This window comes from Inhella inkyongensis (genome assembly GCF_005952805.1).
Lineage (GTDB): Bacteria > Pseudomonadota > Gammaproteobacteria > Burkholderiales > Burkholderiaceae_C > Inhella > Inhella inkyongensis.
This window is the reverse complement of the sequence record NZ_CP040709.1, coordinates 3,838,525-3,864,928: the sequence shown is the minus strand read 5'-3', so window position 1 is coordinate 3,864,928 and position 26,404 is coordinate 3,838,525. Positions and strand designations below refer to the sequence as shown.

General features: G+C 66.4%; 20 protein-coding genes. 14 read left to right on the top strand and 6 right to left on the bottom strand.

Going from position 1 to position 26,404, the window contains the following annotated elements; translation table 11 throughout:
- The first annotated feature begins 45 nt into the window (after positions 1 to 45).
- The 9 genes from FF090_RS18085 to FF090_RS18055 all read left to right on the top strand — a co-directional run bounded on the left by FF090_RS18085 (position 46) and on the right by FF090_RS18055 (position 6,606).
- Positions 46 to 432: a hypothetical protein gene (locus tag FF090_RS18085; protein ID WP_138858068.1), complete on the top strand. Its 387-nt coding sequence runs from the start codon at positions 46 to 48 to the stop codon at positions 430 to 432.
- 78 nt (positions 433 to 510) lie between these two features.
- Positions 511 to 699 (top strand): hypothetical protein, encoded by a 189-nt coding sequence (locus FF090_RS18080; protein WP_138858067.1) that lies wholly within the window; start codon positions 511 to 513, stop codon positions 697 to 699.
- A gap of 162 nt (positions 700 to 861) precedes the next feature.
- Positions 862 to 1,035 (top strand): hypothetical protein, encoded by a 174-nt coding sequence (locus tag FF090_RS19340; RefSeq protein ID WP_175423715.1) that lies wholly within the window; start codon positions 862 to 864, stop codon positions 1,033 to 1,035.
- 12 nt (positions 1,036 to 1,047) lie between these two features.
- Positions 1,048 to 1,491, top strand: a complete 444-nt coding sequence (locus tag FF090_RS18075; protein WP_138858066.1) for a hypothetical protein — start codon at positions 1,048 to 1,050, stop codon at positions 1,489 to 1,491.
- A 44-nt stretch (positions 1,492 to 1,535) separates the two neighbouring features.
- Complete coding sequence (locus FF090_RS19335; RefSeq protein ID WP_175423714.1) at positions 1,536 to 1,685, top strand: hypothetical protein; 150 nt, start codon at positions 1,536 to 1,538, stop codon at positions 1,683 to 1,685.
- 754 nt (positions 1,686 to 2,439) lie between these two features.
- Positions 2,440 to 3,735 (top strand): DUF3631 domain-containing protein, encoded by a 1,296-nt coding sequence (locus FF090_RS18070; protein WP_175423713.1) that lies wholly within the window; start codon positions 2,440 to 2,442, stop codon positions 3,733 to 3,735.
- Between the two features lie 82 nt (positions 3,736 to 3,817).
- The gene (locus FF090_RS18065; RefSeq protein WP_138858064.1) at positions 3,818 to 4,216 is read left to right on the top strand and encodes a hypothetical protein; all 399 of its coding nucleotides are present in this window, start codon (positions 3,818 to 3,820) and stop codon (positions 4,214 to 4,216) included.
- Positions 4,217 to 4,309: 93 nt separating this feature from the next.
- Positions 4,310 to 5,653, top strand: a complete 1,344-nt coding sequence (locus tag FF090_RS18060) for a site-specific integrase (protein ID WP_138858063.1) — start codon at positions 4,310 to 4,312, stop codon at positions 5,651 to 5,653.
- Positions 5,654 to 5,844: 191 nt separating this feature from the next.
- Positions 5,845 to 6,606 carry a CAP-Gly domain-containing protein gene (locus FF090_RS18055; RefSeq protein ID WP_138858062.1) on the top strand — a complete coding sequence of 254 codons (762 nt, stop codon included), beginning with the start codon at positions 5,845 to 5,847 and terminating at the stop codon, positions 6,604 to 6,606.
- Positions 6,607 to 7,229: 623 nt separating this feature from the next.
- On the opposite strand, the gene FF090_RS18050 is transcribed toward FF090_RS18055, so the two are convergent.
- Complete coding sequence (locus tag FF090_RS18050) at positions 7,230 to 9,878, bottom strand: serine/threonine-protein kinase (RefSeq protein ID WP_138858061.1); 2,649 nt, start codon at positions 9,876 to 9,878, stop codon at positions 7,230 to 7,232.
- 63 nt (positions 9,879 to 9,941) lie between these two features.
- Positions 9,942 to 11,411, bottom strand: a complete 1,470-nt coding sequence (locus FF090_RS18045; RefSeq protein ID WP_138858060.1) for a hypothetical protein — start codon at positions 11,409 to 11,411, stop codon at positions 9,942 to 9,944.
- 87 nt (positions 11,412 to 11,498) lie between these two features.
- On the opposite strand from FF090_RS18045, the gene FF090_RS18040 reads away from it, so the two are divergent.
- The 3 genes from FF090_RS18040 (at position 11,499) to FF090_RS18030 (ending at position 17,541) form a co-directional block, all read left to right on the top strand.
- On the top strand, positions 11,499 to 12,083 hold the full coding sequence (locus FF090_RS18040; protein ID WP_217502999.1) for an ECF-type sigma factor: 585 nt from the start codon (positions 11,499 to 11,501) through the stop codon (positions 12,081 to 12,083).
- Between the two features lie 80 nt (positions 12,084 to 12,163).
- Entirely contained in the window at positions 12,164 to 13,735 is a 1,572-nt protein-coding gene (locus tag FF090_RS18035; RefSeq protein WP_138858059.1) for an EAL domain-containing response regulator, read from the top strand.
- Positions 13,732 to 17,541 (top strand): PAS domain S-box protein, encoded by a 3,810-nt coding sequence (locus tag FF090_RS18030; RefSeq protein WP_138858058.1) that lies wholly within the window; start codon positions 13,732 to 13,734, stop codon positions 17,539 to 17,541. Before FF090_RS18035 ends, FF090_RS18030 begins: the two co-directional genes overlap by 4 nt.
- Before the next feature lie 12 nt (positions 17,542 to 17,553).
- Here FF090_RS18030 and FF090_RS18025 read toward each other — a convergent pair whose 3' ends face one another.
- The 4 genes from FF090_RS18025 to FF090_RS18005 all read right to left on the bottom strand — a co-directional run bounded on the left by FF090_RS18025 (position 17,554) and on the right by FF090_RS18005 (position 23,931).
- Positions 17,554 to 18,696, bottom strand: a complete 1,143-nt coding sequence (locus FF090_RS18025; RefSeq protein WP_175423712.1) for a response regulator — start codon at positions 18,694 to 18,696, stop codon at positions 17,554 to 17,556.
- Between the two features lie 123 nt (positions 18,697 to 18,819).
- A complete protein-coding gene (locus FF090_RS18020; protein ID WP_138858056.1) occupies positions 18,820 to 20,382 on the bottom strand; it encodes an FGGY-family carbohydrate kinase in 1,563 nt (520 codons plus the stop codon).
- Positions 20,382 to 21,863, bottom strand: coding sequence for a glycerol-3-phosphate dehydrogenase/oxidase (locus tag FF090_RS18015; protein ID WP_246071462.1), 1,482 nt, complete (start codon positions 21,861 to 21,863; stop codon positions 20,382 to 20,384). The genes FF090_RS18020 and FF090_RS18015 overlap by 1 nt, the downstream gene beginning before the upstream one ends.
- A gap of 457 nt (positions 21,864 to 22,320) precedes the next feature.
- Positions 22,321 to 23,931 (bottom strand): FAD-binding oxidoreductase, encoded by a 1,611-nt coding sequence (locus tag FF090_RS18005; protein WP_138858053.1) that lies wholly within the window; start codon positions 23,929 to 23,931, stop codon positions 22,321 to 22,323.
- Positions 23,932 to 24,034: 103 nt separating this feature from the next.
- Between FF090_RS18005 and FF090_RS18000 the strand changes: the two genes are divergently transcribed.
- Both FF090_RS18000 and FF090_RS17995 read left to right on the top strand, forming a co-directional pair.
- Positions 24,035 to 25,078: a helix-turn-helix transcriptional regulator gene (locus FF090_RS18000; protein ID WP_138858052.1), complete on the top strand. Its 1,044-nt coding sequence runs from the start codon at positions 24,035 to 24,037 to the stop codon at positions 25,076 to 25,078.
- A 128-nt stretch (positions 25,079 to 25,206) separates the two neighbouring features.
- On the top strand, positions 25,207 to 26,403 hold the full coding sequence (locus FF090_RS17995) for an efflux RND transporter periplasmic adaptor subunit (protein WP_138858051.1): 1,197 nt from the start codon (positions 25,207 to 25,209) through the stop codon (positions 26,401 to 26,403).
- The last annotated feature ends 1 nt before the right edge of the window (position 26,404 follow it).

Below are 26,404 nucleotides of genomic sequence, written 5' to 3'. Positions count from 1 at the left end.
ACCCCCCAGGGCATTCCTCGTTGAAAGCAGCAAAGGAGCCACCGTATGCACAGCCTGCGCAATGCCCAGGCGATAGACCACTTTCTCGTCCATGCCCCTGACCCAGAAGTCCGCGCGCTCATCAACGAGCGCTTGGCTGACCTAGCCGAGTTCGATGACTTTGAACTTTCCGACCTCGTCAACTTCTACGTCGCCGAACCTGGCGACCTGCTTACAGACCTTGAGCACCAGTTGGGATTCGAGCTTTCCTTCGAGGCCCGCCCGTGGGACGCCTTCCAGTGCCATGCAACCTGGTGCGAACTCACCTACGTTCTGAGCGATGACGGCTTTGGCGTCGTCATCTACATCCCCATCAACCTCATGCTTACCTTTGGCCTACAGCCGCTGATTGAAGCTGCATCCCCATGCTGCGATCGGAGTCCCAACTCATGAGACCCCCGTGCAATGCCCCGCCCAAAGCCGCCCATAGAGGCGGCTTTTTTCTTGTCCGCCGCGTTCTGAGGAGACCGAATGACCGAGCCCAACCCAATCGTCACGGCCATCGTCTGGAAGCTCGACGAAGACCTTCGCGAGGCTTGGGAAGAGCGCGCCGCCGTCCTGGAGTTTGACGCCGGCCTATCGCGGGAATTGGCCGAGTGCCTAGCCCTGCTTGACCTGATCCGCATGCGGCCGGCTGATGTGCTGCAGCGGCTGAACTGACGTGTGCGGCAACCCATCCACCTTATCTGAAGGGCGCCTTGCTCTTCGTCTTCCAAGTCAGAAAGGACCCGTCATGACCTTCAGCCGCACCAGTGCATTGACGCACTCGGCACACGTATCTGCCCCTCTCCAACCTCGACAAACTCCCAAGAAGGAACCTGTTTGCTGTCTCTTGCTTTCGCGCTGCTCGTCGCCGCGGCCATCTCCTTCGCATTCCGCTCAACCCGAGCCATCGGGATCCTTTGCGTCGGACTGCTGACCTTCGCTTTGCCCTGGGTTGTCGTCCCGCTGTTTGTCCTGGCCGCATGTCTCTTCCTCTACATCCACTACCGCTGAAAGGCTCACCCCATGCATGACATCGAACACCAAACCGAAGTCGATCCGATCCATCCCGTGTACGACGCCGAGTGCCTCTCGATCTCGGGCCGGTCCACGTTGACGTTCGTCATCGGACAGCACCAAGACGATGGCTCCCTGCACCTGCGTATTGCCGACAACACCGGCAAAGGCATGTGGTTCGACGGCTGGGCTTCGGCCGAGGCCGTCGACACCATCGTCCAAGGTGCCACCGAGCTAACGGCCAAGTCTTTCCATGCCCTTCACCCTGGACGGTCGATCAATACCGGCGGGTTCGTCCTGGCCGCATTGAAAGAACTCGGACTGATTCGGGCGAACGCCGAGAACACACGCATCCACGAGCACGTGCCCACGATGACCTTCGAGAAGGTCGCAGGCGCGGTCATCCATCCCACCGCAGCCAAGAAGTCCAAGCCCGCGAAGACCAAGCAGTAGGTCGACGAACCCATTGATCTTTCAATCAGCCACGAGGAAACACCATGAACTACCTTGACTCGATCTCCATCGCCGCTCAGCACGCACAGGACTGGGATCTCCCCGCAGCACTACTGCCGCTTGTCATCACCAGCGAGGCCACTTTGCGTTCGGGCCACGAAGCGGGCAATAGGGGGCTTGCGGCCTGGGACTGAGACCGGAGCCTCCCCACAGGCGCGTCTCGCCACCGCGCTGCCCCATAGTCCACTCATGGGCCACCCCCTCGGGTCGTCCTGACCCCAGCCCCAGCGCCCGCTTTCTGTCGGCGCTCTACCCACCCCGACGACCGACTCGATCAGCATGGCTGAGGGTTGCGTGCGTCTGGGGGTAGGTCGAACTTGGTGCAACAGCCGCAACAGCGAAACACCGGTCATTGCGTCCCAGGGGCGTTGCGGCGTTGCGGCAGATGCGGCACCCGGAGGCGGGCCACCGAGGCAGCTCACCAACTACACCGGCTGATCCGAAATGTCGCTTCAGAGCAACGCGCACGAAATATTTTCGAGGCGGCACGCATTTTAGGGATTCGACCCCCTGAGAGCCATTTAGGCCACAGGCACACCGCCGAATTCCCTAGCCAAAGTGCCATAAACAAGGAAGCGGCCTGGAGACAAAGCCAAAGTGCCTTAGGTAGGCCGCGAGCAAATGATGTGGTTTACGTGCATTCGGAAGGAAATTTCCTCGACGCCTTTGAAAGTACTTTTGCCTGGATGCTCGTAACAACTGATGTTTATATTATTTATTCATTGATGACCCGAGTAGGGGGAGGCGCCTAGCCCGAAGCGGCCAAGAAACGTAAGCCATTGATGAGATTGGGGGTCGCTGTCACACTCCATTCGAAATCAGCGAACCGAGTCGCTGAGATCCGGATTGGCCGGTCCGCCCTTCACCAACCAAATGATATTGATCGCAATGATGGCGAAACAAAATGCCCCAAATAATGGCCGCGACCTGATTGACGAAATTCTGTCAGAAAATGACCCGACGCCATGCCTGAACCCAATCAGTCCCGGCCTATTGCTTGGCCATTTGGTCGAATTACTGATGCGTTATATCGTCATGAGCTATCACGATGCGGTAACTATGGCTTTGTGGATCATTCACGCCTACTGCTACCGATATTTTGAGTATTCACCTCTGCTCATTATCAATGCGCCAGAGCGAGCTTGCGGGAAGTCGGTCGCGTTGGGCCTCGTCGCCAAGCTCGTTCCGCGCCCGCTGGAGTGCGCCAACATCACACTCGCCGCCCTGTTTCGGGTGATCCAGAACCGTTCGCCAACTGTCCTCATCGATGAAGGTGACACGTTCCTGGACGGCAAATCAGAGCTCGCCGGCATCCTGAACAAGGGGTACGAACAGGGCGGAGTGGTTCTGCGGGTGGAGACCGTGGGCGACAAGATGGTGGAGACCGCCTATCGAGTGTTTGGCCCGAAAGCCATAGCCGGGATCTCCCTGGAGCGCCATTTGCCGGATGCCACGATGAGTCGAGGCATCCAGATTGCGATGCGACGCAAGGTCAAGGGAGAGCAGGTTGACCGCTTGCGCGGTGCCAATCCAAGCGGGTTTCGGGCGCTGCACTCGCAGATGGGTCGCTTCGTGCAAGACCACGAGATGCAGCTTCAGCGTGGGTTTGCTGCTCTGCCAGACGAGCTGAGCGACCGAGAACAAGACAACTGGGAGCCGCTCTTCACCATTGCCGCTTGCATGGGGGCGCCGTTCGTGGAAATCACGCGCAAGGCGGCTTTGTCCGGAAAGGCGATGACCCAAGAGCCGCACTCCGTCACCAACAACCTGCTGTCGGATGTTCGTGAGGTGTTGCAGGGCCACGAGCATCAGTACGTCACCACGGCCCTTTTGATTGAAAAGCTCACGGGCGACGAAGACCTCGCCTGGAAGACCTACAACAAGGGCTTCCCACTGACGCCCCGACAGCTGGCCCGGAATCTCCAGCCCTACGGCATCCGGCCCAAGACCGTGAGGATGGGGCCGCTGGATACACCCAAGGGCTATGAGGTGCGGGACTTTCGTGATGCGTTCGAGCGCTACCTGAAGCCGCTGGGCGAACCAGAGGCCGCGATGCCGATGGACGCGGCGAGCAGCGTGGCATTCACTGAAGAAGAGCTGGCGCTGTTGCGACCAGTCCAGCCCTTGGGCCAACTGGCTCCACTTGGCAAAGCTGGTCAAGGCTCCGCCGAATTCCCTGGATAGCGAGCTCTCGTTGGGGCCACCGCTTCGCCGCCTGAGCACACAGGGGTGGCACCGACCGATCAACGCTTTGAGAAAGCCAGCCATGAGCTCAGAGAGCCTTCGTCAGTTTGCCCGCTCGCCACAGGGACATCAGGTCGTGACGCTTTTGCGCGACGACGACATCACGCACGCGACTCTGCTTCAACGTGTCCATGCCAGTGTGGTGCCAGCGTTGCATGCCGTTGTGACCAAGGCCGAGTACGGCTTTCAGCCTGAGTGGCAGTTCAAGACCGAGATGTTTTTTGAGCCGTCCGACTGGCACGCGTGGCCTGTTCGAGTCCACATCAGCATCGGTCTGGCCTTGTCGTTCTTGATCGAGATGGGCAATGTGCCGCTCGAACTGCATCCCAAGCGCGCCCAGACCGGCACCAAGGTCTACAGAGCCTGCCCGCCGCTAGACGGCGATTGGTCCGGGTTCTACACACCGGAGCTGTCGTCATGAACGCGGCCCCTTGCGCCGACCCGATCACCCCGTCAGCAGCTCGCGTTCGTTTGTCGGTATCTCCATGTCACGCAATGAGTTTTCAAGAAATGTGTGGCCCGTTCCACCCTATCTGCATGCGTCTTCGTGGCCTCGCATGGACATGCCCTTCAACCAAGCCGAATCCGCCAGCCGATCTTGTGCTGGATGCCGGATGTCATCACCAGAGAGAAATTTGAAATGCCTGTCGTGAACTTCACATCGGCCTTCATGGCCACGGGTCTGGTGGTGCCACCAGGAAAGACCAAGATTGAGTACAGCGTGGCCGATGAGCCTGGGCTGTTCGTCGAATGCCGCGCGTCCGAGAAGGCGGTGCCGACTTGGTACCTGCGGCTGAAGAATGCCCACGGAACCAACATCTACAAGAAGCTCGGCACCATCAAAGATCTGGGCCTGACCCCAGCCAAGAAGCTGGCCCGCGAATTGAAGGTTGAACATGCTGCTGCCCTCAAGCAGCCCGCATCGACCAAGCCGTCGCTGGCGGAGACGACGTTCGACACATTCATGTCCGAGCACTACTTCCCGCACGCGAAGATCCACAAGCGCAGCTGGGTTCGAGATGATCAGCTCTACCGCCTGCGCATCAAGCCTCAGTTTGGTCATGTCCGGCTGTGCGACCTGACTCGCTATCAGGTCACGCAGTTCCAAAACCATCTCGCCTCGACCCCGCTGAGCCCTGCCAGCCAGGACCACCACATCAAGCTGATCCGTCGCGCGCTTTCGCTGGCGGTTGAGTGGGAGTTCCTCGAAAAAAACGTGCTCAAGGGGGTCAAGCTGCGCAACGTCGATAACCAACTGCATGACGTGGCCAGCCCAGAGCAGATCGAGCGCTTGATCGAAATCCTCAAAGCCGACGCCAATCGCCCGGTCTGCCACATCCTGATGTTTCTGATGAGCACTGGGGCACGCCTGTCCGAAGCATTGACGGCGCAGTGGAAGCACATCGACCTCGATCGAGGCCTATGGACCATTCCTGCGGCAACAGCCAAGTCCAAAAAGTCGCGCACCGTCCCTCTGAACGAAAGCGCGATGTGGGTGCTGGCTGAAGCACGGAAGCTGAAGCTCTTCGATACGGTCTTTGCCAACCCCTCCACCGGCGTGCCCTTCACCACCATCACACGTGTCTGGTATCGCCTGCGAAAGGAGGCAGGCATCGAGCAGATGCGCATCCACTCGGCGCGCCACTTCTTCGCACAGACTGTGGTGGCCAGCGGCAGGAGCCTTTACGACGTGCAGGTGCTCTTGGGCCACAGCGATCCACGGGTTAGTCAAAGGTACGCGAGACACAACTTGCAGACCTTGCGGGAGGCCGCGAGCACTGCGTCATTGTTGGTGTCGCACGAGCCAGCCCCGATCGATCCCAAAGGGGTCGTGGTGCCTTTCCCGAGGGTGGCGTGAGGCAGGGGGGCGGACGAGGGAAACCTGCCACCCCTCTGCAAGGTCGGTGGCGGGTCGGTGCGACCTATGGCCATTTCCTTGATTTGCTTCGACTCTCGCGTGGGCGACAGCGCCCCCCGCTTTAGGTTGCAGCGCCGACCATAGGGCGCGAGCCCCAACATAGACTTACCAAAAGGAGAAAACGAGAAATCATGCGTGCATCACTCACAGCGCGGGTTTTCGGGTTGGTTTTGGCCTTTGCCTCTGGTGCCGTCCATGCAGGTCTTCTGGCCCGAGGTGATGGTCTGGTGTACGACGCCGACCTTGATGTCACCTGGATTGCTGACTTCAACCTGTTCGGGTCCATGGCGAAAGCCAACCCGTCTTTCATAGCGGAAATTGTTTCGAGGTCCCCCACCGTCAAAAGTGCTGTCGGCGGCTACTCAAGCTTCGGCATCGGTGGCTCAACGGGCACCTATTCCGTTACCGAAGCGGACTTCCTGGTTCGCGATGGTTCGTCTTCACTCATGACATGGTTCGGTGCGCAGGCCTGGGCTGCCCAGCTCAGCTATCAAGGGCTGGGCGGATGGCGAGTTGCTGGCTCGTTCCTTTGGGAAGACGGAGCATTCAGCAATGAGCTGTATCACCTCTGGACATACGACCTCGGGATTACCGGGGCCGACCCTGGCGGACGGGCCGGAACCATCGCGATGTTCACCGGACAGGTGAACTTTGGGGGGGGATATTGGCTCGGCTCGGAGCTGGATGCGATCGGGCAAAACGGCTATGTGAGCTCAGCGGCGATCTACCCCAATGCCATTGGTGCAAGCACCGCACTCAACCGATGGAATGTCATGCTGGTGCGTGACGGCGACGTCGATCGCCAGATACCTGAACCCGCTTCGCTGATGCTCGTGTTGCTGGGGCTTTTGTGCGTGAGCGCGACCCGACTTTGGGCGCGGCTTCCAGCGTAGCGCTGGCGAGAGCCCCTTCACTGGCGGCTTGATAGTACGAGGAGGGGCTCCTTGCTGCATTGCTCAGCGTGGCTCTTTTCTTTGGGGGCCAAGCGGCAGGTCCTGTCCCCTTCGCCGGCAGAGGTCGGTGAGGAAAACCTTCCGGCCCGCCGAAAGGTCGGTGTCGGTTCGGCGTGACCTATGGCCATTTCCTTGATTTGCTTCGACTCTCGCGTGCGCGGCACTGCAATGGGCTCGGCAGGTTCGGAATGCGGTTCGGTAACGGCCAAGCCGCCGACTCAAAGAAGAAAAAGGCCTTACGCTTCTTGGCCTTACGAGCACCAATGCCGGGTTGTGGTTTGTCTTGAAAATCCGCGTGTCGGTGGTTCGATTCCGCCCCAGGCCACCAGATTTCAGAACGGCACCCTCAGGGGTGCCGTTTTCGTTTGGCGGCTGCAGATGAGAACCAGGTTCGCTCTGAAGGAGTCCGGTGGACTCCTTCTGGACGGGGCACCGCACCGGGCCGAGTTCCGCGAGTGCCGAGGAATCGGCCAAGGCCGGTTGCGAGCATTCCGCCCCAGGCCACCAAGATTCAAAAAGCCCCGCCCGGTTCGCCGCGCGGGGCTTTTGCTTTGTGCGCAGCGCTAGCCCTGCAGCGCGGCGCGCATTGCCTGATGGTCGGCGGCGAGCGGGGCTTTGGTGGCGGCTTGATCCAGAGCGTTCAGGGCCGCCTCTCGCAGGGAGGCGGCGTCGGCCGGATGCTGCGCCAGCAGCCATTGCGCGGCCTCGGCCCAGGCCAGGCGCGCGGGGCGTCCGACCTGGGGGTCCGTAAACAGGGGCTGAAGCGCTTGCAGGGCGGCGCGTAGTGCGGCTTCTGCGCCTGCTTGCCGGGTGGCCTGCAGCACCGCGCCATGCAGCGCATCCAGGCTGGCCCGGCGCAGCTCGGCGCCAGGGTTGCGGCCCTGGCCACTGGCGGCGCGCCACAGCACCTGTCCGCGCTCGATGACCTTGAGGGCCTCCTGCGGCCGACCGTTACGCCACAAGGCTCGAGCGTGTGAAAGCGCCAGCGTGCGCGGCATTTGCGCCCATTTGCTCTTGGGGCCCTCCTGCTTGGACAGGCGCTCGTTTTCCTCCCAGGCCAGGGTGGAGGATTCGAGCGCGGCCGCCCACTCGCCACGGCGCAGTTGCACCCCGGCCAGGGTGTGAGCCTCTTGCAGCAGGCCGTCGCGCCAGGCGATGTTGGCGGGCTCGGCTTCCACATTGGCGCGCCGCAGCGGCAGCGTGGCCTGCAACTGCGCATGCGCCTCGTCCACGCGGTCCAGGCGCAACAGGGTCAGGGCGCGCGAGGCCAGGGCCACGCCCAGCTGGTGGCGCATATAGACCTCGCTCTTGATCTCTCCGGGGCCAGCGCGGCGGTCGTACTCGGTGTGCATGGCGGTGTCGGCCAGCAGCTCGCGATAAACCGGTTCGGCCTTGGCGTAGAGCGCCAGTGCTTCCGCTTCCTGCCCGGCCGAGCTGAGCGTCTGGCCCAGGCTCAGCGTGGTGTTGGCCAACTCCACGCCAAGTCCGGCCCGCCCCAATACATCGTGTTGGGCCAGCGGCCGTGCCTGTTCCAGCCGTTCGATGGCCAGGCGGATGCTGGCCTGGGCTTGCGATGATTGACCGGCATTGCGCTGGCGCACCGACTGCACCTGAAGCACCCGCGCATGCCACTGCGCAAAGCGCCAATCGCCCTTGTGTTCGGCCCACAAGCGTTCACCCAATTCGATGGCGCGGCGCGCCATGGTGTCGGTCTCGGCGGCCAGCTCCGCCGTGCCGGTGGTGTCGTTGCCCAGCAGCTCGGCGCGGCGGGCCAGGATCGAGGCGCTGAGCGCCTGCAGCGCGCCGTCGGGCTGCTCGCCCTCGACCAAGGGGGCCAGGGCCTCCAGGGTCTGCGCCAGCAGCGCGTCCTGGGCCTTGCGACCGCCAGGCAGGTAGGTGATGGCGTCGCCAAAGCGAAACACCAGATCGGCCGTGATGCCCTTGACTGCACTCAGACGCAGCTCGGCCGCGGCACGCGCCTGCCTGGCTACGTGGGCCTGCCAAGAGGCCACCGCCAAGCCGGTCGAGAGTGCCAAGGCGGCGCCCAGGCCCAGGCCCACGGCCAGACGGTTGCGGCGCGCGAACTTGGCCCACAGATAGCGCCGACTGGGCGCATGAGCGCTGACGGGGTATCCGGCCAGATGGGCGCGCAGATCGGCTGCAAACTGTTCGACGCTGGCGTAGCGGCGCTCCGGCTCCTTTTCCAGTGCCTTGAGCAGGATGTTGTCCAGGTCACCGCGCAGGCGCTGGCGGGTGGCCAGCCAATGGGGTGGGGCGCTGCCTGGCGGTGGGCTCAACGAGGAGGGACGGGTGGGGTTCTCGTGCAGCGCCGCCTGCGCCTGTTCCGCGGCGCTGTGGGCGCTGCGGCCGTAGGGGCGTTGGCCGGTCAGCAACTGGTAGAGCAGCACGCCCAGCGAATAGATGTCGGTGGCCGTGCTGACCGGCTCGCCGCGAATCTGCTCAGGGCTGGCGTGGCTGGGCGTGAAGGCACGCTGGCCGGCCTGGGTCTGCTCGGCGGCGTCGGCGCCCTCCAGCGGGTCCAGGGCCTTGGCGATGCCGAAGTCCAGCAGCTTGACCTGGCCTTCGTTGTTCACCAGCACATTGCTGGGCTTGAGGTCGCGATGCACCAGCAGATGCCGGTGGGCATGCGCCACGGCGTCGGTCAGTTGCAGGAAGAGCGCGAGCCGGGCTTCCAGGTCCAGGCCGGCACAGGCGCGATCCAGGGTTTGGCCTTGCACCCGCTCCATCACAAAAAAGGGCAGGCCCTGCGGGCTGAGGCCGGCGTCGAAAAGCCGCGCCACATGCGGATGGTCCAAGCGCGCCAGGGCCTGGCGCTCCTGCGCGAAGCGGGCCAGCACAGCGGCCGAGTCCATGCCGCGCTTGAGCAGTTTGATGGCCGCTTCGCCCTCATAGGCGCCATCGGCGCGGCGCGCCAGCCAGACCTCGCCCATGCCGCCGCTGCCCAGCAGCTCCTGCAACTCCCAAGCGCCCAGGCGTTGGCCGGGCTGGGCGGCCGGGCCTTCGTGGCGCGGAGCGGCCTCGGCCATGAAGCTGTCGCCGGTGGCGGCGTGATGGCGCAGCAGGCTCAAGGCCTCGGCCACCACGGCCGCTTCGGCTCCCGAGTGGATGACGAACCGTTCGCGCTCCTCTGCACTCTGGGCCAGGGCGGCTTCGAACAGGGCCTTGACGGCGGACCAGTTGGGCGTGTTCATGAGTCAGTGTGCATTGGGGGCCGACCCCCAACCATGCGGGTCGGCCCGGGGGCGTGCCGATGCTCAGTTGGCGAAGTAGCAGACGTCCTTTTGCGTGGCCAGGCCCCCCACGCTTGGGCCAATCTGCGCGCTCACGTAGCTGACCTGGGAGCGCTCGGGCGTGTGGGCCAACTCCACGTCGATGCGCACGCGGTTGGCGCCGTTGGGCGACTCGGCCGCCAACGACCAGACCCAGTCGCGTGCACCCGTCAGCGCGCCATAGGCCGACAGGCGCGAGGTGCTGCTGATGTCGCGGTCGCCCTGGCTGCTGCCGCCGCTGACCTGGGCGCTGTAGGTGCGGCCGGCTGCGGTCACCAGCAGGCTGCCGTCACCCCCCACCTGCAGCGAGCAGGCGGCCGTGCTGGTTTGCGGATAGAGCATCTCGCCGGCCACCTGGCCGTTGTGCAGTCCGATCAACCAGGTGGGCAGGTCGCTGGCCAACAGGCCGGGATTGCGCAGCGTCAGCGGGGGCGTGCTGGCCAGGGCCATGCTGAGCGGGGTGTCGGCCTTGAACGCCACCGCGCACTTGTCGAGCACGCCGCCGATCTCGACCAGCGCCAGCCGGTTGGCATAGCCAGTCAGCGAAACACCCTGCCCCGGGCTGACGGCGTTCACGCCCCAGCTCATCGAATTGGCGGGGATCTGCACCCAGGTGTCGCCGCTGTCGCCATTCAGGCTGGCCGACTGCGTGCTGCCGTTTAGGGTCGCCTGGACCGAGCCATCGGCGCCGATTTGCACCGAGCAGGGGCCTGCGCTGGTGCGACCGTAGTAGCTGCCGGCCAGCCAGGCCAGCGCGCCGCTGGGTGCCACGCCGCGCGTGCTGGGGGCGGCGGCCTGGAAGGCGGTGTAGCTGCTCAGGGCGCCGGCCGGGGCCGGTGCCGGTGCCGGTGCGGGGGCTGGCGCGCCAGCGGCCGTGGTGCCCTGCAGGTAGCGGTTGCTGTTGCTGCTGCCCAGCTCCGTGCCAGAGACGTACAGGCCGTTAAAGGGCGGGCTGAAGAAATCGATATGGCGTTGTGCGTCGATGACGGCCACCACCCCGATGGGCGCGCCGCTGCTATTGGTGTTCTGGCACACCGCCGTGATGCTGGCGCTGGCCGCCGTGGCGCCGCTCAGGCCCGCGCCGGGGGTGTAGCTCAGGGTGCTGCCGCTCAGACTCAGCGTGGCGGCGCCGAGTTCCACCGGCGGGGGGCTGCTGCCGTCGAACACCTTCACGGCGTACTGGCCCTCGAAGGGCAGCAACGCGCTCAGGGGCAAGGCGGCCAGGGTGCCGCAGGCCGATGGGCTGGGCGCGGGGGCGGGAGCCGGAGCCGGAGCCGGAGCTGGGGCTGGGGCTGGGGCTGGAGCTGGGGCTGGGGCGGGTGCGGGTGCGGGTGCGGGTGCGGGTGCGGGTGCGGCCGTGGGCGGCGTCTCGCCGCCACCACCACAGGCGCTCAGGCTGGCAAGGGTCATTACGATGGCGGCACGGGTCAGTGGCGAGGGGCAGCGGGTGAACATGGCAATCTCCGGTGGGTTCAGGGGGCACCCCAAAGAAGGGGTTTGCCCTTGCTTACGCCGCCCCGGCAATCCAAAAGGCTCACGGCCGTGACAAATTTTTTGGCCGCCCCGGAACGCGACCAGATCACGCAGTGGTTGGCCCAGCAGCCTGCCGAGGGCTTGCCGGTGGGCGATCAGCTCTTCGCCCTGCTTTACGACGAGCTGCGTCGGCTGGCGCGTTCGCATCTGCGCAAAGAGTCGAGCGGGCACACCCTGTCGCCCACCGGGCTGTCACACGAAGCCTGGTTTCGTCTGGCCGAGCAAACGCGCACCCAATGGCGCAATCGCAGCCACTTCCTGGCGGTGGCCTCGCTGATGATGCGGCGCATCCTGGTGAACCACGAACTGGCCCGGCGCGCAGCCAAGCGCGAGGCCGACTTGCAAGCGCTCACGCTCTCGGGCCTGGAGCAGCTGGCGCTGCCGGCGGATCGCGATGTGCTGGCCGTGCACGAGGCCTTGCTGGCCTTCGAGGCGGTGGACCCACGCGCCGCTCAAGGGGTGGAGCTGCGCTATTTCGGCGGGCTGGAAAACGAAGAGATTGCCGAGCTGCAGGGCATTTCATTGGCCACCGTCAAGCGAGACTGGGCCTTGGCCCGCGCCTGGCTGCATCGCGAGCTGGCTGCGCAGCCTTGACGCAACGCAGGCTCCGTGCAGTCCTGCATGGACAGGTCGACAAAACCCGGTAGCCTGAGACTTGGACAGGGAGGGGAACGATGGCAGGATCGGATGACACGGTGCTGGTGGTCGACGACGACCCACTGTTCTTGGAAATCCTCGGTCAACAGCTGGAGTCCTTGGGGGTGCGCCGGGTGTTGAAGGCCGAGCGGGCCGAACAGGCGCTGGCCTGGTTGCAGGCGGGTGAGCCCGTACGGACCGTGATCACCGATCTGTCCATGCCCGAGGTGGATGGGCCGCGCTTTTTGCACCAATTGGCCGATGTGGGTTTGCGCCCCAGCGTGGTGCTGATCAGCGCGGCCCGGCCCGACATCCTGCACAGCATTCAGGCGCTGGGGCAGTCTCTGGGCCTGCGCATGGCGGGCAGTTTGCAAAAGCCGGTCACCTTGGCGGCGCTGGAGGAGGTGTTGGCCGTGGCGACGCCGGCCGCCGTGCCCGCCCGTGCCCCGGCTCCGGCGCCCGTGCGCAGCTTCGAGGTGGAGGATTTGCGCCTGGCCCTGCAGCGGCGCGACATCCGGCCTTGGTATCAGCCCAAGGTGGACGCACAGCAGTTGCGCCTGGTGGGGGTGGAGGCCTTGGCGCGCTGGTTCCGGCCGGACGGCCGCATGGTCAGTCCGGCCGATTTCGTGCCGGTCCTGGAGGAGGCCGGGCTGTCCTGGGAACTCTTTCTGTGCATGCTGGAGCAGGTGCTGGCCGACCTGGCTGCGTGGCAGGCCCTGGGATGGCAACTCAAGGCGGCGGTCAATTTGTCCATGGATTGCACCGACCGCCTCGACCTGCCCGAGCAGATTGCCGACCGCGCGGCGGCGGCCGGTGTACCGCTGACGCAGCTGACCCTGGAGGTGACCGAGAGCCGCCTGATGAACGATCGCGTCGCGGCGTTGGAAACGCTGAGCCGGCTCTCCCTGATGGGCGCCACCCTGTCGATTGACGACTTCGGAACCGGCTACTCCAGCCTGGCGCAATTGGCCGATCTGCCCTTTGGCGAGCTCAAGGTGGACGCCAGCTTTGTGCGCCGCATGGGGCAGGACCGCAAGATGGATCGCATCCTGCAGACCTTGATGGCCTTCGGCCGGGGGCTGGGCATCTCGGTGGTGGCCGAAGGGGTGGAGCACTACCGGCAACTGCAGGGTCTGCGGGCCCTGGGCGCCTCGATCATTCAGGGCTATTTGGTGGCGCGTCCCATGCCCGAGGCGGCGTTGCGGGCCTGGGTCAGTGCCTGGCAGCCCGGCTTGCTGGAAGGCAGCGAGGGGCCGCGCCTGCCGGTTCTGGGGCTGGGGGTGGGCCGCACTGACGAGGTCTGGGAGGGTTCGCCCTGGTCGACGCTGGTGCCGGAGTCTTGCCCCGACCTGGCCGCGGCGCGGGCCGTGAGCGCGGGGCCGGATCTGATCTTTGTGTCGCTCGACGCCGTGCCCGATGAGGCCCAGCTGTGGGCCCTGCGGGATCGCTGGCCGGCGGCCTGTTTGGTTCTGCTGGATGGGCCGGATGATGGTTCCGCTCCGTTCCTGGCCTTGGAGTTGGGGGCCCTGGCGTTGCGCCAGCCCTTGTTGCCGGCGCATTGGCGGCGCATTGCCCAGGGTCTGGGCCTGTCAGTGCAGGGGATGTCATGAACGAGCGCCGCTATCTTCCTCAGGGCCTGGGCAGTTGGCTCACTGATTGGCGCAACTTTGCGCTGCTGACCCTGGGCATCGTCGTTCTGGCCGCGCTGGGCGTGCGCTCGGTCTGGTTGTACGAGCACGAGGACGAAGGGCGGCGGCTGCAGACGATCGGCCGCATAAAGGCCGATCAGGTGGGCGATTGGTTGAAGGAGCGACGCGCCGATGTGCTCAACATCAGTACCAGCGAGTTGCTGGCGCGTCAGTACCACGCCTGGAAGGCGGGTGATGCGCAGGCGCAAGGTTTGATTGCGGGGCGCCTGGAGAGCTTTCGGCTGCACAGCGGTTATCGCTCGGTGGCTCTGGTGAACCAGAGCGGGCAGTGGGTGGCTGCGGGTGAGGACGAGGACGATGTGGTGGCGATCCCCGATTTGATCGCCACCATGGGTGCTCAGGCCGGCTCGCCAGAGATTGAAGTGATTGGGCCCTTTGGGGACGCAAAGCAGCGTTCACGACTGGCATTCGTGGCCCGCATGACCGAAGTACAGGGTGAGCCCCTCTGGGTGGTCTTGCGCGTGGACCCGGCGGACTGGCTGTATCGCCAGCTGGGCGTCTGGCCTGTGCCCAGTGCCACGGCGGAAACCTTGCTGGTGCGCCGTGCTGGCGAGGAGCTGGTCTACCTGAATCCACCGCGTCACCCCGTGGCGGAAGTGACACTTAAGCGGCGTCTTCCGATGAGCTCTCCGGTGTTTGCGGCGCGGCTATTGCGGGGCGAGTTGGCGCCGGGTGAAGTTCATTTGGCGCGCGACTATCGCGATGAGTCCGTGCTGGCGGTTGGCCTGGCGGTTCCTGGCACTCCATGGTTCCTGGTGTCCAAGATGGACCGGGCCGAGTTATGGGCCCACGCCCAGAGTCCATCGCTGCAGATCGCCCTGGCGGGCTTGATGGCGGTGGTGCTGGCCTGGGCCGTGTATGCCCTGCAGCAGCAGCGCCTGCGCGCCTGGGCCGGGCGGGCCGTGCAGATCGAGCAGGAACAGCGCCTGCAGGCCCTGGAGTTGCTGCAAGGCATTACCGACAACTCGCAGGACATCATCTTTGCCAAGGATTTGGCGGGGCGCTACACCTTGGTCAACCGGGCGACCACGGTGTTCATGGGCCTGTCCGAGGGCTCTCTCATCGGGCGCACCGATGCCGACTTGCTGTCGCCTGAGGAGGCCCGCCACTTTGCCGAGCAGGATCGCGCCGTGGCCGAGTCCCGGCGCCCGCAGAGCTGGGAGGTGGAGTCGCGCGCCGCTGACGGTCATGCCATCATCTTGTCCGTCATCAAGGCGCCCTTGCTGGGGGCCGACGGCCAGCTCCAAGGGGTGTTCGGCATCGCGCGCGACATCACGGCGGCCAAGCAGGCGGAGGCGGCCTTGCGTGCCAGCGAAACGCGCTTTCGCACGCTCTTCGACGACGCCGTCGTGCCCATGTTCATCTTTGACGCGCAGGACCTGACGCTGCTGGAGTTGAACCGCAGTGCCCTGGAGTCCTTGCGCTATGAGAGCCTGGAGGCCCTGCGGCAGGCACCGCCTGAAAAGTCGGGGGCGGCGACGGCGGAGTTGCAGCGCCAGATGGAGGCCTTGGGTGAACAGGGTTCGCACCGTTTCGAGTGGCTGAGCGAACGCAGCGATGGCAGCAGCTTCTGGCAAGAGGTGCATTTGCAGCGCGTCCAGCTCGATGGGCGGGCCTGCCTGATGGCATTGGGCCTGGACATCGATGCCCGCAAGCGCGCCGAACGTGAACTCAAGAAGCTCTCGCTGGCTCTGGAACAAAGCCCGGCCAGCATCATCATCACGGACATCCAAGGGCGGATCGAGTTCGTCAACGCGGCCTTCGAGCGCATCTCCGGTTACTCGCAGAGCGAGGTGTTGGGCCACAACCCGCGCATGCTTTCTTCAGGCAAGACGGATCCTGGCGTGTACCAGCGCATGTGGACCACGCTGATGGCGGGGGAACGCTGGCAGGGCGAACTCACCAACCGACGCAAGGACGGCAGCATCTACACCGACCTGGCTTCCATCCACCCCTTGCGCCAGGCCAGTGGCGAGGTCACCCATTACGTCGCCGTGCAAGAGGACATCAGCGAAAAGCGCTCCCTGCGCGAGGAGCTGGTGCAGTACCGTCACCACCTGGAAGAGCTGGTGCTGCAGCGCACCGCCGAGTTGGCCGAGGCCAAGCGCCTGGCCGAGGCGGCCAGCCACAGCAAGAGTGCTTTCCTGGCCAATATGAGCCACGAGATTCGCACGCCCATGAATGCGATCTTGGGCCTGACGCATCTGATCGAGCGCGATCTGGGCAGCACGGCCGCAGCGCCGCCGGCGCAGTTGCTGGCCTCGCTGCGCGACCGAGCGCGCAAGATCGATCAGGCGGCCTCGCACCTGCTGGGCATCCTGAACGATGTCCTGGATCTTTCAAAAATCGAAGCGGGCAAGTTGCAGATCGAGATCAACGACTTTGATCTGCGCGAATTGCTGGATGGCGTGATCTACATGGTGCGCGAGCGGGCCACGGCCAGTGGCAACAGCTTGGAGGTTGACGTGGGCGATGTGCCTGCGCGCTTGGCGGGCGACGGGCTGCGCCTGGGCCAGATCCTGCTGAACTTCCTGTCCAACGCGGTCAAGTTCACCGAGCAGGGCGAGATCCGCCTGCAGGTGCGCGCACTGGAGGGCCCCGCGCTACGCCTGCGTTTTGAGGTGCGCGACACCGGCGTGGGCCTGAGTGCCGAACAACAGGCGCGTTTGTTCCAGGTGTTCGAGCAGGCCGAGAGCAGCACCACGCGCCGCTATGGTGGCACCGGCCTGGGGCTGGCCATCGTGCGCCGCCTGGCCGAGTTGATGGGTGGCACGGTGGGTGTCGATAGCGCGGTCGGCAAGGGCAGCTGCTTCTGGTTTGAGGCCCCCTTTGAGCGGGCGCATCAAACGCCCGCGCCGACGGTGTCCGAGGTGGTGCCGCAGGGGTCGGCGCAGGAGCGCCTGCGGGGCCACAACGCCCGCTTGCTGCTGGTGGAAGACATCCCCATCAATCAGGAGATTGCGCTGGATCTGCTGGCCGATGCCGAGCTGCGTGCCGATGTGGCCGAGAACGGCCAGGAGGCCTTGCGCATGGCGGCCACCACGCCCTACGACCTCATCTTGATGGACCTGCGCATGCCGGTGATGGACGGCTTTGAGGCCACGCGCGCGATCCGGGCTCTGCCCACGCATCGCCAGACCCCCATCGTGGCGATGACGGCCAATGCCTTTGACGAGGACCGTGCGGCCGCCTTGGCGGCCGGCATGAACGATCACATCGGCAAGCCGGTGCTGCCGGAGGTGCTGTACGGCACCCTGCTCAAGTGGTTGGGGTCAGCCTCCGGTGCGCCGCCGGCGGCCAGTGTGGCCCCGCCAATGCCGGTGCCGCCGCAACCGCCCGAGCCCGCATCGGCGCCAGCAGACTCGCCGGCGGCCCAACGCCTGGCCGGCGTGCCTGGCCTGGACTTGGCCCAGGGCATGCGGGTATTGGGCGGTCGGCTGGACCGCTTGCTGCCTTTGCTGCAGCGCTTCGCTGCGGAGCACTCAGGGGCTGGCGCGCGCATCCAGGCTTTGACCGCGGCGGGCGATTGGGCGTCGGCGCGCCGTTTGGCGCACACCCTGCGGGGCACGGGAGCGTCGCTGGGCCTGGTGACCATCAGCGCCTGCGCGGCCGAGGTGGAGCAGAGCCTGGACGCGCAGCAACTGCCCGATCTGGAGCCGCTGCGCCAGGCCCTGGCAGCCAGCTGCGAGGCCTTGCTGGCGGCCTGAGCCGCCGGGCTCTCAGCCGTCGAGTTCCTGCACGATGCGGCGCAGCGCCGCTTCGGTGTCGCGCGCCTGTTCCAGCGCAGCCATGGCGGTTTGCGCATGGGCCTTGACCAGCTCGGTCAGGTGCTCTTCCTGGCTGCGCATCAGGCCCAGGTGCACAAAGCTTTCCTCCAGCTCGTTCTGCAATTGCTCGAAGCTTTGATGCACCGTGGCGCTGATGGCGCGGTTGCGCTGGGCCACGTTGGCCAGCGCCGACTTGGTGAGTTGCACCATCCGGCGGATGCGGTCCAGGTCCTGCTCGACTTGGCCGCTGTCGAGCGTGGCCAGGCGCGCCACCGCGCCCTCCAGCAGCAAGGCCACGTTATCGATCGCTCGGCCCTGGCGCTCGCGGGCTTCGGCTTCCATGTCAGCGCTGCGGCACATCGTCAGATTGCGCACAAACAGGATGATCTGGCCGAAGTTGAAGCTGGTGTTTTGATGGATGGGGCGGATGCGCGGCCCTTCGGTCTGCGCGGCCAGCGACTCCAGGATGGACCACTCCAGCGCGCTGCACTGCCCGCTGCGGTTGATGGACAGTGCGCCGCCGCGCCCGCTGATGCGCAAACAGCCGTCCAGGTCATAGCGTTCCAGGGTCTGGAACAGCAGGTCGGCCACGGCGCGGTAGTCCCGGCAGGTATTGAGCCCGCGCTGAAAGTCCAGCACCACGCCCAGTTCGCCGGCCATGTCGGCGCTGCTGAGCACGGCATTCACGGCCTCGTCGCGTTCGCCTTCCAGCGCTTTGGTCTGGCTCACCTGTTCGAGCAGGCGACGGATCTTGATCACCAGCTCCGGCGCCTGCCAGGGCTTGCACACATAGTCGCTGCCGCCGGCGTCATAGCCGCGCATGCGGTCTTGCAGTTGGTCGCGCGCCGAGACAAAGAGCACCGGCGGGGCCTGGACCATGTTGGCTTGCAGCAGGCGGCAGGTTTGATAGCCATCCAGCCCCGGCATGTCCACATCCATCAGCACCACGTCCGGGCGGCGCTGCTCCAGCAGGGCCAGGGCTTCGACCCCGCTGTTGGCGGGTAGCAGCTCGAAATCCGGACTCAGTGCGTCTTCATAGAGCGACTGCATGATGGGGTCGTCATCGACGACCATCACCAAAGCGCGATCGGACATGGGCAATCCTTTGCAGTGGCCAGCGGATGGGTGTCCATGATGCCGCAGCCGCATCCCGCGGCGCCCCGTGCCAACCCCAGCAAGGCCCCTCAAATTCGCCAGAATTTGGCGTCGATCAAGGGCTCAGTGGGAGCGCGCCGGATACCCGGTGATCTTCTGGATCTGCTGGTAGAGCGGCTTCAGGCGCCCATAGAGCGGGCTGTAGACCTCGCGGTACAGCGCGTCATAGGTGCGCACGGCTTCCGGCTGGGGCTCGAACCAGCGGGCCACGCGCGTCATCTCGGCCACGGCGGTTTCGAAGTCGCGGTGTAGCCCCAGGCCCACCGCGCAGTCCATGGCCGCGCCCAGGCCCGAGGTCTCGTGGGTGTGGGGGCGGGCGGTGGGCAGATTGAAGACGTCGGCGGTGAGCTGCATGGCGGCGTCGCTCTGCGAGCCGCCGCCGCTGACGCGCAGCTCCTTCATGTGCACGCCGCTCTTCTTCTCCAGCTTGTCGCGGCCGCTGCGCAGCGCATAGGCCAGGCCTTCAAGGATGGCGCGGTAGAGATGCGCGCGGGTGTGGGCCTCACCGAAGCCGATGATGGCGCCTTTGGCCTCGGGGCCGGGTTCGCGGATGCCGGGGCTCCAGGTGGGCTGCAGGGTCAGGCCCAAGGAGCCGGGCGGCACCTGGGCCACCAGCTCGTCGAACAGCACCTCGGGCGCCACGCCCAGGCCTTCGGCGGCGGCGCGTTCGGGGTGGCCGAACTGCTCCTTGAACCAGCTCACCAGCCAGAAGCCGCGCGTGATCTGCACCTCGGCGCTGTAGTGGCCGGCCACCGCCGCCGGGTAGGGCGGCACAAAGGCGGTGTGCTCCAGGTAGCGCGGGCTGGTGAGGTTGATGGTGGCGGTGGTGCCATAGCTCAGCGCGCCCACCTCGGGCGCCAGCGCGCCCGAGCCCAGGATCTCGCAGGCCTTGTCGGCCGCCGCCGCAATCACCGGCGTGCCGGCCGGGATGCCGGTGGTGGCGCTGGCCTCGCGCGTCACTTCACCAATGCGGCTGCCCACGGGCAGCAGCTCGGGCAGCTGTTCGGGGCGCACGGCCAGGGCCTGCCATTTCCAGTCGCTGCCAGGGGCCCAGGCGTGGCGCTTGTAGTCGAAGGGCAGGTAGGCGACTTGGGAGCCGATGGAGTCCGCGAAGCGCCCGCTCAGGCGTTGGTTCAAGAGGCCGCTGACGAGCATGAATTTGTGCGTCTTGCGGTGCACGTCCGGGGCATGCTGCGCCCACCAGTTCACTTCGGCGTCGCGCTGCAGCGTGGCGATGGTGCCGGCCACGCCGGCCACGGCAAAGGCGGCGCGCCACAGCGGATGGATGGGCGGCAGCACCGAGGCCTGGCGCTGGTCCAGCCAGATCAGCACCGGGGCCAGGCAGTTGCCGCTCGCGTCCATCGGCACGATGGAGCCGCGCTGGGTGGTGACCGACACGCCAGCGATGCGCTCCTGCCATTCGCGCTGTTGCGCCCACAGGCGCTGGCAGCAGGCGGCGGCGGCCTGCCAGAAGCCCTCGCCGTCGTGGCTCATCCAGCCCGGATGCTCACGCTGGTAGTCGCTGAAGACCTGCTGCTGGCGGCCCAGCAGATTGCCTTGAAGGTCGTAGACCAGGGCGCGGACGGACTGGGTGCCCAGGTCGATGGAGAGCAGCAGGTCTTTCATCACAAGGCCTTGTGTTGGTCGTGCATCAGCGCGAGATAACGCTGGCACTCTTGCTCGAAGCGGGCGGCGTCCCAGCCCAGCAGTTGCTGGCAATGGGGCTGCAGGGCCGGCAGCAGGCTGCGGCCGAAGTCGGAGGCCAGAAGCCCCAGGCGGGTGCGGCGCAGCAGCAGGTCGTCGAGATGGTGCACCTGCTCATGCTGCAGGCTGTGGCGCAGCTCGCCCGTCAGGGTCTGCCCCCAGAGCGGCTGCCTGCCTTGCGCAAGCACCTCGGTGGCGCGCGCACCAAAGCGCCCGCTCAGGCGCGCCGGTATGCCGGCGCCGGCGGCGGCCGGCAGCAGGATGCCGGGGCCGGTCTCGGGCCCCAGCATCGGCAGCCAGGGGCGCGCCTTGGCCAGGGCCTCGCGGGCCATGCGGCGGAAGGTGGTGAGCTTGCCGCCGCTGATGGCCACCAGACCTTGATGCGCCAGCACCAGGTGCTCGCGGCTTTCCTTGGAGGGATCGACGCCGGCGCCACTGTCCAGCACCGGGCGCACGCCGGCCCAGGTGCTGCGGATGTCGCGTGCGCTCAAGCCCGCCTGCGGGAAGGCTTGGTTCAGGGCGCGCAGCAGATAGTCCTGCTCGGGGGCGGTGATGCGCGGGGCCAGGCTGAGGTCGGGATGGTCCAGATCGGTGGTGCCCACCAGCAGGGCACCCTGCCAGGGATAGGCGAACACCGGGCGTCCGTCGTCGGCATGGCTCCAGGCCACGGCCCGGCTCAGGGGCAGGCGCCACAGGGGCAGCAGCAGGTGCGAGCCACGCAGGGGGCGGATCTTGGGCGCTGGCAGGCCGGTCTGTGCGGCGAGTTCGCCCAGATAGGCTCCGGTGGCGGCGATGGCGCAGCGGCACTCGATGTCCTGGCTGAAGCCATCGGGGCCGCGCAGGCTGGCGCCGATGACCTGACCGGTGGCGTCGCGCCGCAGTGCCAGCAACTCGGTGCGGTTGCGCACCACCGTCCCCAGGCTCTGCGCCTCCTGCAGCACGCGCAGGGTCAGGCGGGCGTCGTCGGTGGTGGCGTCCTCATAGAGGCTGGCGCCGCTCAAGGCGGGCAGGCCGGGCACCAGCCATTGCATCTGCGCGGCATCGGCGTAGCCGCGCGTGCGGCGGCCGGCCAGCAGGTCGTAGAGCATCAGCCCGGCCTGCAAGGTGGCACGGCCCGGCTTGGCGCCGGGGTTGTGGGCCATCGCAAAGGGCATGGGCTCCACCAGGCCGGGCGCGTCGCGCAGCAACTGGTCGCGCTCGCGCACCGACTCCCAGGTCAGGTGCAGCGCGCCCTGCTTCAAATAGCGCAGGCCGCCATGCACCAGCTTGCTGGAGCGGCTGCTGGTGCCCCAGGCAAAGTCCTCGCGCTCCACCAGCAGCGCCTTGACGCCGCGCTTGGCGGCTTCAAGGGCGATGCCGGCGCCGGAGATTCCACCGCCGATGATGAGGAGGTCAACTTTCATGGTTGACCATCCAGGATGGGTTTGCATGCCTGCAGCCCGCCGGGATTCCGGCCCGGCGGCCGGGTTACTTTCTTTGCTTCGCCAAAGAAAGTAACCAAAGAAAGGCGACCCCGATGCGCAGCCCCAGCCTGCGGCTGGGGTCCCCTGCGATGCTCGGAGCTTGGGGCCGCGGCGCGGAACGCACTCCGTTCGCTGCGCTCACTGCGTTTGAACGGCCGCGCCGATCCAGAAGGGGTGGCGTGCTTGCGCACGCGGCCCCAATCTCCTGGGCTTCTCGGCAGCGCATAGGGGACCCCGGGAAACGGAGCGAACTGTTGAAGTCCGGGCTGTTCGGTATTCGGCAGTTGGCTGTTGGGGGTCGCCTTTCTCTTTCCCCCTTTCTCTTTGGCGAAGCAAAGAGAAAGGGGGCGGGTGCAGGGGTGAAGCCCCTGCGGGCTCCCGCTCAAGGGCAAACCCATCACCGCAAATTCCCGCTCGCCAACACCCCCTTCGGATCGAAGTGCTGAATCGCGGCGTCGATGGCCGCCAGCCCGGCAGCGCCCTTCTCCACACCGAGATAGGGCGCATGGTCCTTGCCCACGCCATGCTGGTGGCTGATGGTGCCGCCCTGCGCCACCATGGCCTTGCAGATGGCGGTCTTGAGCGCCCACCAGCGGGCATGACTCTCCTCGGCGGTGGCGCCCAGGCGGAACACAAAGGTCGAGTAGACCGAGCTGCCGCTTGAGTACACATGCGAGAGGTGGGTGTAGGCGTGGCAACGCTCGCCAAAGCCCGCCAGGGCCTCGCGGCCGGCGTTTTCGATGGCGTTCACCATGGCCGTGGTGCCGCCCCAGGGGATGGCGGTCTCCATGGTGTCCACCATATAGCCGGCCTCCCAGAGCGCGTTGCGCAGGTAGACGCCGGCAAAGCGCTTGGCCGCCCACTTCTTGCCCAGCATTTGGCCGGTGGAGACACCGCCAAACTGGCGCACGATGCCCAGCGCCTCGGCCTGGGCGTTGGCCACCTGGGCACGGCTGCCGGTCAGGCCGATGAAGAGCAACACCTTGCCCTCGCCGCAGCCGCGCCAACCCAAGTAGCGCTCCAGCCAGGCGATCTGACCGGCGTGTCCCGCCAGCTTCAAGGTGGTGAGGGTCTCGACCGCGTTGGCAAGACGCATCATCGACAGCGGGGTCTTGGTCTGCGCCAACTCGCGCACCGCGGCCAGGCCGGCGTCCCAGCTGGGCAGGAAGATGCCGATGAAGCGCTCTTCCTCGGGCAGTCGCGTGACGCGCACGGTCACGTCGGTGAGCACGCCAAAGCGGCCCTCGCTGCCCAGCACCCATTCGCGCAGGTCCGGGCCTGCGGCGCTGGCCGGCAGGGGCGGGATGTTCAGCTCCGCGCCTGGTGTCAGCAGGGTGCCGCCGGCGAACCAGTTCTCGGCGCGGCCGTAGCGCAGGCTCTGCTGGCCCGAGCTGCGGGTGACGACCCAGCCGCCCAGGGAGGCGTACTCAAAGCTCTGCGGGAAGTGGCCCAGGGTGAAGCCGTGCGCGCGCAATTGCGCCTCCAGATCGGGGCCGAGCACACCGGCCTCGAAGGTGGCCAGCTGCGCCTCGCGGTTCAGATCGGTGAGGGCGCGCAATCGGGTCAGGTTCAGGGTCAGCACCGGGCGGGTCTCGCCGGCCGGTGCCAGCAAGTGGCCGACCACCGAGGTGGCGCCGCCGCAGGGGATGACGAGCACGTTGTGGGCTGCAGCCCAGTCGAGCAGTTCGCGCACTTGCGCGCGGCTTTCTGGAAAGGCCACGCCGTCGCTGACGCGCGCCACCTGCCCGAAGCGCAGTTGAATCCAGTCGCCCAGGCTTTGGCCGTAGCTGCTGCGCAGACGGGCTTCGGGGCGGATGTCGATCAGCGGATGGGCCAGGGCGCCGCCAAAGCGCGAGGGTTGATCGCGCTCGATCTGTGCGCACACAGCTTCCAAGCTGGCATCCTGCGGCCGCTTGGGCTGGCCCAGCTGTTGCTGCAGAAAGTCCAAGGCCTCGGGGGCCAGATGGGCCTGAATGCTGTCATCGCCCCAACCATTCCAACGCCGCATCACGCTCTCCTTTTGAAGGGATGGATGCTAGGCAAGCCGGCGCCATTAAGCTTGCGCGCCGCCGCCAGGGCGGTTTGCGAAATCGCGCCAAGAGAGTCAGCCCTTGCCTCAGCATCTGCACCCCGACCATAGCGCCACCGAACTCGGCCTGCCGCCTCTGGCCCAGGCCCGGGTGGCGCAAGCCTATGCGCAGGCGGCGATGGATGAGGCCGCCCTGCTGGACCTGGAGCTCGACTTTCCGAGTGGGGAGGAGTGGCCGGTGCAGGACTACATCGCCCTGCTGGAAGCGGGCGGCGCGCGCGCTTTTGACTTCGGCCTGCGCGTGGGTGCGCGCATGCGCGCCAGCAGCTTTGTGGCCTATGGCCATGTGCTGCTCTCATGCCCCAGCTTTGGTGAGGCGGTGCTGCAAACCCGGCGCTTCGAGGGCCTGGCCCACGACCTGGGCCGTAGCGAGCTGGTGGTGGAAGGCCGCAGCGCCGTCTATCTCTGGCACTGCCCCTGGCTGCGTCAGTTGCCCAGCGTCCATCTGCCGCTGTCGGTGATGGCCAGCATCCAGGTTTTTGCCACCTGGCTGGCCGGACGCCGGCTGCCGGTGCAGGAGCTGGCCCTGCCGCATGCGGCCCCCAAGGACGCGACCCAGCGCCGCGCGCTGGACGATTGGTTTGGTCTGCGCCTGACTTATGAGGCCCCGGTGGCGCGCGCGCGCTTTGATGCCGCGCTGCTGGAAGAACCCGTGCCAGGCGCCGACCCCGCGCTCTTCCCCTTGCTGGAGCAACGCGCCGCGCAACTGCTGGCGGCGCGCGAGCAGGCCCTGCTCAAAAAGATGCCGCGCGAGGCCAAGCTGGTTGGCGCGGTGCGGGCCCAGATCGCCGAGCGCCTGGCACAGGATGGCGCCCGGGTGGGCCAGGTGGCCGCCGCCTTGCAACTATCGCCGCGCACCCTGCAGCGCCGTCTGGCTGAAGCCGGCAGTAGCTTTCAGCAACTGCTGGACGCCACGCGCCGCGAGCTGGCCATGCAGTACCTGCGCAATCCCGCTATCAGCCTCACCGAGACTGCCTTCCTGCTGGGCTATGCCGAACAGAGCGGCTTCAACCACGCCTTCCGGGCCTGGTTTGATTGCACGCCACAGCAGTGGCGAGCCAGGTAGGGCCGGACTCAGTCCCTCAGGTCTGCAGTTGGTCGGCGCTTGCCGCGTTTGGTCGGAAGAGGGCTGGCGGCCCCAGTGCGGGCCGCTACATTGCGCCCCGCTGTTCATCACCCAAGGCAACTCCTTTCATGGCTACGCAGAACAAGACCTGGCGCCAGCGCCTTTCTCTCAAGACCTGGCCGGTGCGCATTGCGCTGCTGTTGGCCGCTGGTGGTGCGTTTGCCGGCTACCGGGCCTTGAACCCGGCGCCCCCACCCCCGCCCCCGCCCAGCGGGGCGGCGGCCCTGGCCGACATCGTGCAGACGGTGCAGGCCGCCGGCGTGTTGCAGCCGCGCCTGAAAGTGGATGTGGGCGCCCAGGTCAGCGGCCAGGTGCGCACCCTGCATGTGCAACTGGGGCAGCAGGTGAAGAAGGGCGATCTCTTGGTCAGCCTGGACCCCGAGTTGGCGCGCAGCGAGGTGGCGCAGGCTGAGGCCGCCGTGGCCCAGCAGGCTGCGCTGATCGAGATGCGTCAGGCCGAACTCAAGCTCATCCGCGCCGAGGTTGAGCGCCAGCGCCGCCTTTTGAAGGGCGAGGCCACGGCGGCCACCGAGGCCGAGCGGGCCGAGGTCGAGCTGATCAAGCTGGAAGCGGACCTGCGCGGCCAGACGGCCAGCCACAAGCGATTGCAGGCGGAGCTGGACAAGCGCCGCCTGTCGCTGGGCCATGCCTCCATCACCGCGCCCATGGATGGCACGGTGGTCAATCTGCCGGTGCAAGAGGGCCAGACCGTGATTGCCGTGCAGATCACCCCGGTGATGGTGACCCTGGCCAATATGGACGAGATCACCGTGCGCACCCGCGTGCCCGAGGCCGACATCGCGCTCGTCAAGGTGGGCCAGAAGGCCCGCTTTGTGACCCTGTCGGGCGAGGCCCAGCGCTTCGAGGGCAAGGTGCGGGTGATCCAGCCGGTGCCCGAGCGCGCCGGCAATGCGGTGTTCTACAACGTGCTGTTCGAAGTGCCCAACAAGGAGCGCAAGCTGCTCTCGGACATGACGGTGCAGGTGCACATCGAGACCGGCGAGGCCAAGCAGGCCCTGGCCATTCCGGTGGTGGCCTTGGGCGCCCGCGAGGACGATGGCCGTTTTGCGGTGCAGGTGCTGGAAGGCAAGGACGCCAAGGACCAGAAGCCGGTGATGCGCAAGATCCGCACGGGCCTGCAGGACGGTGCCAAGGTGCAGGTGCTGGAAGGCCTGAAGGCCGGTGAGAAGGTGCTGCTGGCCCCGCCGCCGCCCGAGTCGGCGGCCTCGCAGGCTGCGTCCGCTGCCGCCGCCGGCAAGGCCTGAT

Excerpts from the sequence above, each read along its gene's own strand:
- FF090_RS18065 (WP_138858064.1), top strand. The coding sequence starts at position 3,818 with ATGAGCTCAGAGAGCCTTCGTCAGTTTGCCCGCTCGCCACAGGGACAT.
- FF090_RS18025 (WP_175423712.1), bottom strand. The coding sequence starts at position 18,696 with ATGTCCGATCGCGCTTTGGTGATGGTCGTCGATGACGACCCCATCATG.
- FF090_RS18015 (WP_246071462.1), bottom strand. The coding sequence starts at position 21,863 with ATGAAAGTTGACCTCCTCATCATCGGCGGTGGAATCTCCGGCGCCGGC.
- FF090_RS18005 (WP_138858053.1), bottom strand. The coding sequence starts at position 23,931 with ATGCGGCGTTGGAATGGTTGGGGCGATGACAGCATTCAGGCCCATCTG.
- FF090_RS18080 (WP_138858067.1), top strand. The coding sequence starts at position 511 with ATGACCGAGCCCAACCCAATCGTCACGGCCATCGTCTGGAAGCTCGAC.
- FF090_RS18050 (WP_138858061.1), bottom strand. The coding sequence starts at position 9,878 with ATGAACACGCCCAACTGGTCCGCCGTCAAGGCCCTGTTCGAAGCCGCC.
- FF090_RS18030 (WP_138858058.1), top strand. The coding sequence starts at position 13,732 with ATGAACGAGCGCCGCTATCTTCCTCAGGGCCTGGGCAGTTGGCTCACT.
- FF090_RS19335 (WP_175423714.1), top strand. The coding sequence starts at position 1,536 with ATGAACTACCTTGACTCGATCTCCATCGCCGCTCAGCACGCACAGGAC.
- FF090_RS18035 (WP_138858059.1), top strand. The coding sequence starts at position 12,164 with ATGGCAGGATCGGATGACACGGTGCTGGTGGTCGACGACGACCCACTG.
- FF090_RS18020 (WP_138858056.1), bottom strand. The coding sequence starts at position 20,382 with ATGAAAGACCTGCTGCTCTCCATCGACCTGGGCACCCAGTCCGTCCGC.
- FF090_RS17995 (WP_138858051.1), top strand. The coding sequence starts at position 25,207 with ATGGCTACGCAGAACAAGACCTGGCGCCAGCGCCTTTCTCTCAAGACC.
- FF090_RS18070 (WP_175423713.1), top strand. The coding sequence starts at position 2,440 with ATGATGGCGAAACAAAATGCCCCAAATAATGGCCGCGACCTGATTGAC.
- FF090_RS18085 (WP_138858068.1), top strand. The coding sequence starts at position 46 with ATGCACAGCCTGCGCAATGCCCAGGCGATAGACCACTTTCTCGTCCAT.
- FF090_RS18055 (WP_138858062.1), top strand. The coding sequence starts at position 5,845 with ATGCGTGCATCACTCACAGCGCGGGTTTTCGGGTTGGTTTTGGCCTTT.
- FF090_RS18045 (WP_138858060.1), bottom strand. The coding sequence starts at position 11,411 with ATGTTCACCCGCTGCCCCTCGCCACTGACCCGTGCCGCCATCGTAATG.
- FF090_RS18075 (WP_138858066.1), top strand. The coding sequence starts at position 1,048 with ATGCATGACATCGAACACCAAACCGAAGTCGATCCGATCCATCCCGTG.